This window comes from Rhodococcus sp. 008 (genome assembly GCF_001682295.1).
Classification (GTDB): Bacteria; Actinomycetota; Actinomycetes; order Mycobacteriales; family Mycobacteriaceae; genus Rhodococcus_F; species Rhodococcus_F qingshengii.
The window spans coordinates 2,340,342-2,353,188 of sequence record NZ_CP012749.1 but is presented as its reverse complement, the minus strand read 5'-3'; the positions used below and the strand labels follow the sequence as shown (position 1 = coordinate 2,353,188).

11 protein-coding genes are annotated in these 12,847 nt (G+C 61.2%); 6 read left to right on the top strand and 5 right to left on the bottom strand.

Annotated elements, in window-relative coordinates; all coding sequences use genetic code 11:
• The first annotated feature begins 12 nt into the window (after positions 1-12).
• On the top strand, positions 13-750 hold the full coding sequence (locus AOT96_RS11025) for an SDR family NAD(P)-dependent oxidoreductase (RefSeq protein ID WP_003943612.1): 738 nt from the start codon (positions 13-15) through the stop codon (positions 748-750).
• A gap of 60 nt (positions 751-810) precedes the next feature.
• Positions 811-2,172, top strand: a complete 1,362-nt coding sequence (locus tag AOT96_RS11020) for an MFS transporter (RefSeq protein WP_007735867.1) — start codon at positions 811-813, stop codon at positions 2,170-2,172.
• A 55-nt stretch (positions 2,173-2,227) separates the two neighbouring features.
• On the opposite strand, the gene AOT96_RS11015 is transcribed toward AOT96_RS11020, so the two are convergent.
• From AOT96_RS11015 to AOT96_RS11005, 3 genes are all read right to left on the bottom strand, one after another.
• Positions 2,228-2,671 carry an SRPBCC family protein gene (locus AOT96_RS11015; RefSeq protein WP_003943564.1) on the bottom strand — a complete coding sequence of 148 codons (444 nt, stop codon included), beginning with the start codon at positions 2,669-2,671 and terminating at the stop codon, positions 2,228-2,230.
• Between the two features lie 3 nt (positions 2,672-2,674).
• The gene (locus tag AOT96_RS11010) at positions 2,675-4,228 is read right to left on the bottom strand and encodes a succinic semialdehyde dehydrogenase (protein WP_003943578.1); all 1,554 of its coding nucleotides are present in this window, start codon (positions 4,226-4,228) and stop codon (positions 2,675-2,677) included.
• Positions 4,229-4,306: 78 nt separating this feature from the next.
• Complete coding sequence (locus AOT96_RS11005) at positions 4,307-5,623, bottom strand: MFS transporter (protein WP_030536659.1); 1,317 nt, start codon at positions 5,621-5,623, stop codon at positions 4,307-4,309.
• Positions 5,624-5,694: 71 nt separating this feature from the next.
• On the opposite strand from AOT96_RS11005, the gene AOT96_RS11000 reads away from it, so the two are divergent.
• Both AOT96_RS11000 and AOT96_RS10995 read left to right on the top strand, forming a co-directional pair.
• Positions 5,695-6,666, top strand: a complete 972-nt coding sequence (locus tag AOT96_RS11000; protein WP_065351733.1) for a GlxA family transcriptional regulator — start codon at positions 5,695-5,697, stop codon at positions 6,664-6,666.
• Between the two features lie 30 nt (positions 6,667-6,696).
• Positions 6,697-7,074, top strand: coding sequence for a DUF5313 family protein (locus AOT96_RS10995; protein ID WP_003943558.1), 378 nt, complete (start codon positions 6,697-6,699; stop codon positions 7,072-7,074).
• 7 nt (positions 7,075-7,081) lie between these two features.
• Here the strand turns inward: AOT96_RS10995 and AOT96_RS10990 are convergent, their stop codons facing one another.
• On the bottom strand, positions 7,082-8,761 hold the full coding sequence (locus AOT96_RS10990) for an oleate hydratase (RefSeq protein WP_003943534.1): 1,680 nt from the start codon (positions 8,759-8,761) through the stop codon (positions 7,082-7,084).
• 94 nt (positions 8,762-8,855) lie between these two features.
• A complete protein-coding gene (locus tag AOT96_RS10985; protein WP_231917432.1) occupies positions 8,856-9,734 on the bottom strand; it encodes a TetR family transcriptional regulator in 879 nt (292 codons plus the stop codon).
• Between the two features lie 163 nt (positions 9,735-9,897).
• Here AOT96_RS10985 and AOT96_RS10980 point away from each other — a divergent pair, with 163 nt between their 5' ends.
• Positions 9,898-10,851, top strand: coding sequence for a cyclase family protein (locus AOT96_RS10980; protein WP_003943547.1), 954 nt, complete (start codon positions 9,898-9,900; stop codon positions 10,849-10,851).
• The gene (locus AOT96_RS10975) at positions 10,848-12,497 is read left to right on the top strand and encodes a class I adenylate-forming enzyme family protein (RefSeq protein WP_065351732.1); all 1,650 of its coding nucleotides are present in this window, start codon (positions 10,848-10,850) and stop codon (positions 12,495-12,497) included. The genes AOT96_RS10980 and AOT96_RS10975 overlap by 4 nt, the downstream gene beginning before the upstream one ends.
• Positions 12,498-12,847: the final 350 nt, after the last annotated feature.

Sequence of the window (12,847 nt, the reverse complement as noted above, 5' to 3'; positions counted from 1 at the left end):
AAGGAAAGCGACTTGTACGACTTCACCGATCGCACCATTGCAATATCCGGAGCCGCAGGCGGAATCGCCAGGCAGGTATCGGAGCAGATGTACGCAGCAGGGGCGAATCTGGTACTCGGCGACCTGGATACACAAGCACTCTCCGCGATCAGAGCTTCCCTGGATCCAGACGGAAATCGTATAGCAACAACCGAACTCGATGCTGCTTCACCTGAAAGCAATGATCACTTCATTGCGGTTGCGCAAAGGCATTTCGGGGGGATCGACCACCTGATCGTCGCTGCGGGGATCTATCCCGAACAGTCGGTGGAGTTGATGACCGACCAGCAATGGCGGACGGTCATGTCCATCAACCTCGACGGGGCAATGTATTTGACACGCGCCGCCATTCCGGTGATGCGTGACGGCGGCTCGATCGTCAATCTGACGTCCATGGCAGGCCATCGCGGCAGTCGAAATCACGCTCACTACGCGGCGTCAAAAGGCGGACTACTCGCTTTCACTCGCAGTCTCGCTTGGGAACTGGGCGGATCGATCCGAGTCAATGCAGTATCGCCCGGCATCATCGAAACACCGATGACTGCAAATTTGGTCAACAGCCAAAACGACCACCTCATCCGTTCGACGCCGATGGGTCGATTCGGCCGCGCCGCCGAGGTTGCTTCCGTGGTCGGATTCTTGTGCAGTCCAGCCGCGAGTTTCGTGCACGGCGAAGTGATTCATGTGAACGGCGGACTCCATATGGGCTGAACGCCCATATCCAGCGAACTTGTTGAACGACAAACATACTGACATCTCGAGAAGGCTCACATGAACAGCTCTGCACCTCCTGAACAAACCCCCGAACTAGATCGCGCCCGTTCGCTCCGGGCAGCCGTGTCCGGAAACATCCTCGAATGGTTCGATTGGACTCTGTACGCAATCTTCTCGACATACCTGGCGTCGAACTTCTTCGATGACAGCGATCCCACTTCTGCCCTGCTGTCGACACTGGCGGTGTTCGCAGTCGGATTCGTGGCGCGGCCGTTCGGTGGCCTTGTCTTCGGGCGCCTGGCGGACCGCAAGGGTCGAAAATTCACTATGGTGCTCACGATGTGCCTGATGGCCGTGGCAAGCCTGGCAATTGCATTGATCCCGAGCTACGAGAGCATTGGGGTGTGGGCGTCGTTCGCGCTCTTGATTGCACGACTGACGCAGGGCCTCGCCCATGGAGGGGAGGCCGGCGTGTCCTACACCTACGTCGGTGAGATCTCGCCTCGAGATCGCCGAGGGCTCTGGGGCAGTTCGGTATTCACAGCTGTCACCTTCGGAGTAATGCTGGCGACTCTCGTCGCAGCGTTGCTGACGGGGATCCTCGGAAAAGACGACATGAGCAGATACGGATGGCGAATTGCTTTCGCCATCGGGGCCGTACTCGGCTTGTACGCATTGTTCTTGCGTCGTGCGGCATCGGAATCGCCTCACTTCGAGGAGAATTCGGATTCTGCAGCTTCGGCACCTCCGATCGCACGAAAGGACATTGTCAAGATCGGCGTGCTGATCCTCATGTTGTCTGCTGGGCAGAACGCGGCCTACTACACTTGGGCCACCTTCGCGTCAGCGTACGCAATTTCAGCCAAGGGAATGGATCCCAACGGAGCCTTCATTGCAAGCTTGCTTGCCCAACTCGTTGTGCTGGCACTGCTTCCACTCTCGGGCCATCTCTCGGACAAGTACGGTCGGCGTACCATGGCGGCAGCCTTCGGCATTTCCGGCGCCGTGCTCGTACTACCGATCGCGGCTATCCTGACCGCCCAGCCGTGGACCTTGTTCGTGACGCAGGCGATGGGATTGGCGGTGTGGTGCTGCGCGTCCGCGATGTATCCGGCGCTCATGTCCGAACTCGTCCCGACCCGTGCACGTGCGATGGGAGTCGGCTTCGCCACCTCGCTGTCCGTTGCGATCTTCGGCGGTACGGCGCCATACCTGAACACCTGGTTGACCTCGCGAGATCTCGGATGGGTGTTCTCGGTATACGTAGGAGCGCTGTGCCTGCTCTCCCTCGTTGCCGCACTGATCATGAAGGAGACCAAGGGAATCGACCTCAGTACGGTCGGCATGCCTTTCCGCAATGCCGGCAAGAGCGAGAATCGGGTGTCGACTTCCGACATCGGCGAGCTGTCGAACCGATAGAGACAAAGAAGTGGGGCTGCACTCGAATCGAGTGCAGCCCCACTTGTGTAAGTTTCTAGCTCTCCAGAAACGCCTTGATGCGCGCCAGAGTAGTTTCCATTCCGGTCTGCATCAGCTGATCTCGACCCCGACCGAGTAGGCCGCTACCCGACATCATGCGCACGTAAAGCGCAGGCGTCGCATAGATCTCACGAGTCTCGGTAAGCACGGTGCCCGTTCCCGAAGGCTCGAGCACAAAGGTCCACCGCGCTTTCGGCTCGTCCGATTCGAAGGAGAACCTCCGGCAGTCGACCACGTCGACCACCGTGCAGTGCGTGCTCCACCGAATCAGACCATGCTTGTTGGTGCCCTTGAACTTTGCACCCACAGTGCCCGGAGTTCCGGAAGTCCATGTTCCACCGGTGTTTTCAGGACTGAAGCGACCCATACCTTCGATGTCGCTGACAACCTTCCACACCGATACCGGCGTTGCCTCGATGTACGCGCTGGCGGTTTCCACCCGTTACCGGCCCGGAACCCAGGACATGATCTTGATGGCGTGAGGCATGAGCTTTGCCCACACCTTGGCCGGAAGTCCGCGCGGTCCACCGAGATTCATGACGCGAGTGGTGGCAACGGTCTGCGGTTCGGTGTACTTGATCAGACCCTCCGCGCCGTGACGACGACCGACGCCCGAGACACCCATGCCACCCATCGGTGCTGCGGTGCTGCCCCAGGTGGGTGCGTAACCCTCGTCGACGTTGACGGTGCCGGCGTGGATGCGCGCTGCGATGGCTTCACCGGCAGCCTTGCTTCCCGCCCACACACTGGCATTGAGGCCGTACTCGGTGTCGTTGGCCGCAGCGATGGCCTCTTCGACGTCCTTGACGGGGTAGATCGAGACGAGCGGCCCGAAGGTCTCGTCGCGGTAGCACTCGGCGTCTTCGGGAACCCCGGTGAGCAGGGTGGGCTCGTAGAACAGCGGTCCGATGTCCGGCCGAGCCTTGCCACCGGCAATGACGGTGGCGCCCTTGACCACTGCGTCATCGACATGAGCGGAGATTGCTTTGACCTGCGCCTCGGAGACGAGGCTGCCCATCTCGATTCCGAATTCGTATCCGGCGGCGAGGTTCATCTTCTTGACGCGGTCACCGAACATGCGGATGAACTCGGGTGCGATGGACTCTTCGACGTAGATGCGCTCGATGGAGATGCACAGCTGACCGGAGTTGGAGAAGCACGCACGCACAGCGGCGTCGGTGACCTCGCGCAGGTCTGCGCCGGCCGCGACGATCATCGGGTTCTTGCCACCGAGTTCGGCGGAGAAGCCGATCAGTCGACGGCCGGCCTGCTCGGCGAGGAGCTGACCGGTCGCGGTGGAACCGGTGAACATGAGGTAATCGGTGTTCTCGACCAGGGCGGTGCCGACGACGGAGCCCGGCCCGGGAACCACGGCGAAGAGGTCGCGAGGCAGACCCGCCTTGTAGAGCAGTTCGACGCAGGCGAGCGCGCAGTACGGTGTCTGGCTGTCCGGCTTGAGGACAACGGCGTTACCGGCGAGCAGCGCGGCGATGGCGTCGGACACGGCCAGCGTCATCGGGTAGTTCCACGGCGAGATGACGCCGACTACACCCTTGGGCTGGTAGCGGACGACGGTCTTCGTCAGACCCGGGAGCATGCCGGAGACGCGACGCGGGCGCAGCAGCTTCGGCGCCACACGTGCGTAGTGACGCGACGTCATCGAGATGTCGAGGACTTCTTCCTGAGCTGCGGTACGCGACTTTCCGGTCTCGGCCTGAGCCATGTCCATGAGGGCGTCGCGGTTCTCGAGGATGAGATCGCGGTAGCGGTGGAAGACGGCAGCGCGGTCGAGGACGGAGCGCTTGGCCCATTCCTTCTGGGCGACGCGGGCACGGGCGATGGCCGCAAGTGCGTCGTCGGCGGTGCCGACGGGGATGGTCGCCAGCTCCTTGCCGGTGAACACCTCGGTGATGGACTTCGTCGGGCGATCGGCAACATTGTCGATGGCGATCAGATCGGCGAGCCGCGAGAAGGTCGCAGCGGACGGAGCAGGCATTTCAGTACCCCTACTGGTGAGTAGTTCTTGGAGTTACACACAACTTACCCCGTCGGTGGTACCGATCACAGTGCCGAATCAGACAGAGTCAACCAATACTGCCTCTTTCGGACGTTTTGCGATCAACAACGACATGACTGCGGCGATCGCGCAGAGCGCGCCGGCCACCAAGAAGGCAGCGTCGTACGAGCCGATCTGATCACGAACGAGACCGGCCAAGAAGGCCACCAGACCCGCACCGATCTGGTGCGATGCCAGCACCCAACCGAACACGATGGGGGCGTCGGCGCCGAAGTGTTGACGGCACAGCGCGACGGTCGGCGGAACCGTCGCCACCCAGTCGAGCCCGTAGAAGATGACAAACGCGATCATCGGTGGATTCACAGTGTTCGCGAGCAGCAGCGGCAGGAAGAGCAGCGAGATTCCGCGGAACAGGTAATAGATGCCGAGAAGTTTTCGCGAGTCCATCCGGTCGGTGAACCAACCCGAAGCAATGGTGCCGACCATGTCGAGGATTCCGATCAACGCCAACAGGGACGCGGCCGTCGTGATCGGCATTCCGTGGTCGTGCGACGCCGGGACGAAGTGCGTGCCGATCAGGCCGTTGGTGCTCGCGCCGCAGATCGCGAAGGTACCGGCGAGAAGCCAGAACACCTTGGTCTTCGACGCCATCACCAGCACCGAGATCGCCCGGCCTCCGGCGCCGCCGCGCTGGTAGACAGGCTTGGCGGGTGGGGCGTAATCGGCGGGCGCGCCGTACGGCGTCGTACCCACGTCTGACGGATAGTTACGCAGGAACAGCAGAACGAACGGCACAACGGCCAGTGCGGCAAACGAAACTGTGAAGGCGACGCTCTTCCAGTCGTACGTTTCGGCGATCTTCGCCAGGACCGGAAGGAACACCAGCTGACCGGCAGCACCACCGGCCGTCAGGATGCCGGTCACGAGACCACGCTTCTCGACGAACCAGCGATCGACGACGGTGGCGACAAACGCCAGCGCCATCGAACCGGTACCGAGACCGACGAAGACACCCCACAGCAGAATGAGCTGCCAACTCGAGGTCATGAAGATGGTGAGACCACTGCCGAGCGAGATGAGCGCCAACGCCGAGGTGACGACCGCCCGGATACCGAACCTCTCCATCAGGGCAGCAGCGAACGGCGAGGTCAACCCGTACAGAATCAGGTTGACCGAGACGGCCGCCGAGATGCTGGCGCGCGACCACCCGAAATCTTCGTGCAGCGGATCGATCAGCACCGATGGGGCAGCGCGGAAGCTCGCCGCACCGACCAACGCCAGGAATGCCACGATCGCGACGGACCAGGCGCGGTGAAAGCGCGGCGGGCTCACCTGCTGTTGGCCTGATTCGGGGAGAGCGGTCTCAGAAGTCACAGAGAGAATTCTGCAGTTCGGATTCGATCGAGAACAGTGGCCAGATTGCCAATATATGAAAGAATCAAGCCATGTCTGGTCCGCATCGCGTCGTCGTACTGGCTCTGAATGGAGTCATCCCCTTCGAACTCGGCATCCCGGCGCGCATCTTCGGACGTGCCCTCGACGTCGAGGATCGGCCGCTGTACGAGATCCTGACGTGCACCGTCGACGGCAATCCCGTGCAGACCGACGCAGACTTCAGCATCTCGGTCGACCACGGAAGCGAGTTGCTCGCCACCGCCGACACCGTCGTCATCCCCGCGTCGTACGAGTTGGGTCCGGCCTACGAAGACGGCTACCTCTCCCCCGAGTTGGCCGCAGCTTTCCAACACATCCGGCCGGGCACTCGGCTGGTCTCGATCTGCACCGGGTCGTACATCCTCGCCGCGGCGGGTCTGCTCGACGGACTCCGCGCCACGACGCACTGGCGCAACACCGACCATTTCCAGCGTGTCTATCCCAAGGTGAACGTGGATCCGGACGTGCTGTTCGTCGACGAAGGCCACATCCTGACCTCGGCCGGGGTGGCGTCGGGAGTCGACCTCTGCCTGCATATCGTCAGGCGTGACCACGGCATGGAAGTGGCGAACACCGTCGCGAGGCGTTGCGTCGTACCGCCGTGGCGCGACGGTGGCCAAGCTCAGTACATCCGACGCCCCCTGGCCGACAAGCCTTCGGAATCGACTGCCGACGCTCGGCACTGGGCCCTCGAACATCTCGACGACCCGATCACCCTGGCGGACCTGGCGACGCGCGCCAACATGAGCGTCCGCACGTTCAGCCGTCGATTCCGCGACGAAGTCGGAACCACACCGAACCGCTGGTTGACCAGCAGACGCGTCGATCGGGCGCGGGAACTACTGGAGGAATCCGATCTGTCGATCGATGCGATTGCCGCTCGAACCGGCTTCGGGACTGCGACATCCATGCGTCAACACATGAACGAGGCCCTCGGCGTTTCACCGAGCAACTACCGACGCACGTTCAAGGCACCGGTGTAAGCGGCAGTACCAGGCACTATCCTGGATGCCATGGCCGAACAGACTCGCCCGAACTTTCCTCAGTACTGCGGATACCTCCTGGGGAAGACGCTCCCCGACCGGTACCAGGACTGGGTGCGGAACGATCTGGTCGGACCGGGTGCCCAGGCCCGCTACATCATCCGCTTCACCGTGCCGGCGACGCTGATCCTTCTGCTGTTCCTCTTGATTCCGGGACCGATCTGGATTCCCTTGGCCATGATGGCCTTGTTGCTCATCCCGCTCGCGTACTTCGTCGTGGCGCTCGGGACCATCTACCGCCGTCACCGCCTGCTGAGCCACGGACTCGATCCCGAACTGCTCGACGAGAAGGCCCAGCGCCGTGCCGATCGCACTCGCGAGGACTACGAGAAGCGGCACGGTCGCTGAGCACCCCTCAGCGGAACATCGTCACTGCGGCCTTGGCGAGGACCTTCGGATCCTTCTCGTAGTGATGCATCTTGGTGAGCTTGTCTTCCGGAATCCCCAGGAACTTGTAGACGGCTACCTGAGCACAGCGCACCGAGTACTGCTCGGTGAACACCATGTCGAACGGCAGCTCCGCGAACTGACTGATGAACGCCAGGTTCTTGGAGTGCTTCGGCACCACCAGCGGCCGGTCGCCGACGGCGCGCCGATTGAACAGCGCACTGGCGTAAGGCATATGGCTGGGAATCGAATTCACGACGCTGTCCATAATCTCTTGTCGACGCGCGGCGAGCGCACCGCTCTCGTCGAGCGCCTCGAGGTGTCCGAGCGTCTCTTCCAGCATTTCCCGCCCGGTCATCTCGATGAACGGCTTCTTCACGTAGTCGCCGTCCTTGCGCGGGAACAGACAGTAACCCCAGAAGACTCCTTCGTTCTCCTTCTGCGCGTGGTAGTGCGGCTGATGGTGGACCACGATCGACAGAAGCACGTTCGAGTCCACGAATGTGTTGAGCGCATTTCCGGGGAGCTGCTTGGTGATTCGGGAAATCTCGTTGATGAGCTCGTGTGACGAAGTGGTGACGGTGAAGCTGGTCCACTCACTCTGCGCCCGGTCCCCGAAGAACTTGTCGGGATTCCCGAGATCGTAGAAATGCTCGGTGGCCTGCTTCCACAGCAGCGCACTCGGTGCGTATCTCATGTCTTCGACGATCGGCGTGTCGAGATCGCCGATCGAAGAACTGTCGGTGATGCTGCCGTTGGTGTCGAAGACGAAATCGCCCTCCGCCACGTCGATTCGGCCCTTCTCACCGGTGCGGACGTTTTCGTAATCGAGTCCCGTCACGATGATCTCGTCTCGTAGCGGGGTGTCCTTGAACACGAACTCCGTGATCTTCAGTTCGTTGACGAACTTCACGCCCTTGCCTTCGAGGAAGGCCCGCATCGGCAAGATGATGCTCTCGTACTGGTTGTACGGGGATCTGGTGACACCGGCAAGAGTTTGAATGCGACTGAACTCGAGAATCATTCGGTTCATGTACCGGCGCAGCTCCATCGCCGAACTCACCCGCTTGAAAGCAAATGTGGTCTCCCACATGTACCAGAAGTTGGTGGTGAAGAAGTGCGGAGTGTCCTCGAACCACTGCTCGATACTGATGTCGTCGAGTTTTGCCTCGTCCGACTCCGGCATCGTCATCAGCTTCGTCAACAAGTACCGATCCTTGTTGTCGAATTGCATGTGCTTGTAGTCGTTTTCACCCTTGTTGCGAATGCCGTCGCGATCGATCAATCGTGCGACGTCGTGCGTTGGATGCGCGTGGTCGAAATCGAGAATGTCATCCGTCACCGATTTTCCCGGGTTGTCCAGCGACGGAACCACACTCAGCACGTCCCAGAGGTTCTCATAGGTCTCCTCGTTGAGCATGCGACCGCCACGATTGATGAAGCCCGCGTCGTTGCCCAGCTCGCGATGACCGTACTGGTGCTGGAAGGTAGCGGCAGATTCGCCGTCGTTCGCTCCATGCATGTCCAGCCCCATGATGGTGATGTCCTCACCGCTCCACTCACCGTCTCGAATCAAATAGACGGCAGCCGAGAGGTTTCCGATGCCGGCACCGATCATGTAGGCCTTGTGAGACAGCTTGGAAGACATTGGGTTTCGTTCCTTACTCGAGTCGCGGTACGGATACCTTCCAAGCATGGACCCCTTTGCCCGCTGGCGCATCACCCGAACCGGATGACGTCCGTCACGGTCGCTGAAGGCGCACCAGATCCAGTGCAAAACGCGCGTAGTCGCGTGCAATTTCCTCGGGCGTTTGTGGTCCGCTCGGCCGATACCATTGCGCGACAGAGACACACATCACGACTATTGCACGCGCGGCCTGTCGCGGCCGATCCGTCCCGAACACACCGGCAGCGATTCCGTCGTCGACCTGCTTCGTCATCAACCATTGCTGGTAGTTGCGTGATTCCGTGATGCGCAACCTGTTCTCGGCTGTGAGACTGCGCATTTCGCTGGCACCGAGAAATCCTTGATCACGCCGATAGATATGGAACAAGGTCACACATTCGACGAGGAAAGCCAGCCTTTCGGAGGGACTTTCGCCCTCGTCGATTGCCGCCAACGATCTCGTGTTGAGTTCATCCATGGTGAGGTCGAGAATTTCGGCCAACATCTCCTGCTTGCTGGAATAGTGGTGGTACAGACCTGGAACACTCATCTGCGCACGTTTGGCGATCTCACGCATCGCAGCGCCGTGATATCCGGTCTTCACCATCTCCGCGAGCGCGGCCGCCAACACCGGATCGAACGGACTCGGGCCGAACCTTCGCCACTCGTTCGGCCGAGAATGTGCGTCCTGGTCGGCGTCGTCGCCTCCCCATCGCGGCTGTTCCGGCGGACGCACTATCGCAGCCGGGAGCAGAGCGTCGAAACGCACTCCGAGAATCCCGCCGATTGCCGCCAACCGGTCGACGCTGACTCTGGTCTTTCCGGTCTCGACAGCGCTGAGGGTAGCCGGGCTGACATCGAGACGCCTGGCCAATTCACGCAGCGAGAGCCCGCTGTGACGCCGCGCTTGCCGGATCGACGCTCCGATCAGGACGGCATTCTCGAATTCGGTCACAGTGTTCAGTATTCCCGAACATTGGATTTCCAACAATGCGATGACCACGGCAATCGGTGAACCTGTTGACTACTGATTATCGGCCTGAACATGATGTGGATCACAAAGACCCAGGTCCGCCCGAGCGATCGTTCGGTGTCGGTAGCGAGAGGATCGAATCACCATGACCGAGGCGCCATATCTTGGAGAACTCCTGCGCGACGCACCCAGCAACTGGGGCAAGTGGGGAGAGTCCGACGAGGTCGGTTCACTGAACTACCTCGACGCCGGACAGGTGCTTCGTGGCGTCGGAACCATCAAGCAGGGTTCCGTGTTCACGCTTCAACGGCTCATCGGCGACCCCAAGGGTGATCCGGTCTGGCCGGGCCGGAGCCCCGCCGAGCGCACACAGATCTTCGACGAGAGCAGCTGGGACGGCGACGACGCACCCAACTTCCCCGGCGGCCTGCATTACGCGGACGACAAGATCGACGCGTTCCTGCAGGGCTCGACGCAGTACGACGCACTCGGCCACGTCTGGTACGACGGCGCCCTGTGGAACGGATACTCCGCTGATACCACTGTCGGCGGCCTGGAGAAGGCCAGCGTCGAACCGATTGCCGACCGCGGCGTCGTCGGACGCGCAGTACTTCTCGACATGGCGAAGTTCCGCGGCAAGGAAAACCTCGACAAGGCCGAAACCTTCACGCACCATGATCTTTTGGCCTGTGCCGAAGCGCAGGGCGTCACCATCGAGAAGCGTGATATTCTCGTCATCCGCACCAACTTCCTCAAGCTGTTCTTCGACCAGGGCGAAGCCTTCTACGAGGGCTTCTGCGAGCCCGGCCTGATCTACAGCCCCGAACTCGTCCAGTGGTTCCAGGACATGGAGATTCCGAACCTCGTCACCGACACCATTGCCAACGAGGTCACCACCGACCCCGAAAACGGTGTGGCACTGGTTCTCCACAACGCATTGATGCGCAACCTCGGAGTGGTATTCACCGAGATCTGCGATCTGGAGAAGCTGGCCGCGGACTGCGCGTCCGACGGCCAGTACACGTTCTTGTACGTCGCCGCACCGCTCAAGGTTGCCAAGGCCAGCGGCTCTCCCGTGAATCCGGTTGCCATCAAATGACATACGAAGATCGCCCTTGGTTGGCGTTGTACCGCAACGACGTTCCCCCCGACATCGACGTCGAACAGCCCACAATGCTCGAAATGTTGGCAGCGGCGGTCCGCTCTGATCCGGACGCCACGGCTGTGAAGTACTTCGACGGTCAACTCAGTTTCGCCGAAGTGGATCAGCAGAGTGACGCCCTGGCCCGCGCACTACGAGCAGGTGGTCTGGCGAAGGGAGACCGTGTCGCTCTGTTCCTCCAGAACGTTCCGCAGTTCGTGCTTGCGCTCGCCGGAATCTGGAAAGCCGGCGGCGTCGCAGTCTCGATCAATCCCATGAGCCGTGAACGAGAACTGGGATACCAACTCGAAGATTCCGGAGCAGCGGTTCTGATCGCTCTCGAGGGGCTCTACGAGTCCGTCGGCCGCAATGTCGTCTCCGACTCGCCGGTCAGGCGAGTTATCACCACCTCGGAACTCGAGTACCAAAGTCGCAACGATCCGAGGATTTTCGACGGAATCGTCAAGAAGGATCTCGGTACCGACGATCTCGCGACGCTGATCGACGAACATCGTCTCGGCGATCCGATCACCACTGACGCTGCACCGGAAGACATTGCGGTACTGACGTATACGTCGGGAACCACAGGTCCGCCGAAGGGAGCGATGACCTCTCACGCGAATATGACCTTCAACGCCCAGGTGTACCGGGACTGGTTGGGGCTCACCCCGAAAGACACGGTTCTCGGAGTTGCACCGCTCTTCCACATCACGGGGTTGATCGGTCACATCGCGGTGTCCGTCCTGGCGAGAATGCCGCTGGTGCTTGCCTATCGCTTCCAGCCCGAGGTGATGCTCGACGCGATTCGTGAGCACCAACCGACATTCACAGTCGGCGCCATCACTGCTTTTACGGCACTGCTCAACACTCCGGGTTGCGCGACGGAAGACTTCTCCTCCATGCGGTTGCTGTATTCCGGCGGCGCACCCATCTCGCCGACTGCCGCCGAGGCCGTCCGCGCCATGACCGGTGCTGCGCTGCACAACATCTACGGGCTGACCGAGACCACGTCGCCGACCCATGCCGTTCCCGTTGGTGCGGATACGCCGGTCGACCCCACATCCGGAGCACTGTCTGTCGGCGTTCCCGTACCCAACACCGTGGTCCGCATCGAAGACGAGGGCGGTGCGGTCCTGCCGATCGGAGAGATCGGCGAACTGGTCGTCCGAGGTCCACAGGTGGTGCGCGGTTACTGGAACAAGCCGGAGGAGAGTGCGTCGGCCATTCGCGACGGGTGGTTCCACACCGGCGACGTGGGGTTCATGGACGAAGCCGGCTGGTTCTACGTCGTCGACCGTAAGAAGGACATGATCATCGCGTCCGGCTACAAGGTGTGGCCACGCGAGGTCGAGGACGTTCTTGCCGAGCACCCCGCAGTCCGTGAGGCGGCAGTCGTCGGGATCGCCGACGAATACCGCGGTGAGACGGTGAAGGCGTTTGTCAGCCTCGTCGCGGGGGCGTCCGTCACCCCGGAAGATCTGATCGATCACTGCAAGCAGCGGATGGCGGCGTACAAGTACCCACGCTCCGTGGTGCTGGTGGAGGAACTGCCCAAGACCGTCACCGGCAAGATACTGCGACGGGAACTGCGCACGATCTCTTGATCGCGGGGCAGCGGGCGGACTTCGCGGTCCGCCTGCTGTCTGATCGCGCACAGTTTCCGGTCGACCGCGCCATTGAGGTAATGGAACAGTAATATGTGCTGAGTACCCACGGACAAACGGGAGACATCAGTGAGCAAGTTCGGACGTAAGAAGCAGCCCACGCCCAAGAGCTACCAGTGGCTGGCCATGACCCTCATCGCGTTGTCGCTCTCCGTGTCGATCGGGATTGCCGCCAAACCCTCCTGAGCTCCGCGAATCCGAAACTTGTAACCCCGCGTCCATCTGCACATGGGCAAATAGGTGCAATTCGGACGCTTAGCTGTTCTAACTTTCCTTCCGTCGTGTCACCT

Bases quoted from the DNA above. Each gene is read 5' to 3' on its own strand.
- AOT96_RS11020 (WP_007735867.1), top strand. From the start codon at position 811: ATGAACAGCTCTGCACCTCCTGAACAAACCCCCGAACTAGATCGCGCC.
- AOT96_RS10980 (WP_003943547.1), top strand. From the start codon at position 9,898: ATGACCGAGGCGCCATATCTTGGAGAACTCCTGCGCGACGCACCCAGC.
- AOT96_RS10990 (WP_003943534.1), bottom strand. From the start codon at position 8,761: ATGTCTTCCAAGCTGTCTCACAAGGCCTACATGATCGGTGCCGGCATC.
- AOT96_RS10995 (WP_003943558.1), top strand. From the start codon at position 6,697: ATGGCCGAACAGACTCGCCCGAACTTTCCTCAGTACTGCGGATACCTC.
- AOT96_RS11010 (WP_003943578.1), bottom strand. From the start codon at position 4,228: ATGCCTGCTCCGTCCGCTGCGACCTTCTCGCGGCTCGCCGATCTGATC.
- AOT96_RS10975 (WP_065351732.1), top strand. From the start codon at position 10,848: ATGACATACGAAGATCGCCCTTGGTTGGCGTTGTACCGCAACGACGTT.
- AOT96_RS11000 (WP_065351733.1), top strand. From the start codon at position 5,695: ATGTCTGGTCCGCATCGCGTCGTCGTACTGGCTCTGAATGGAGTCATC.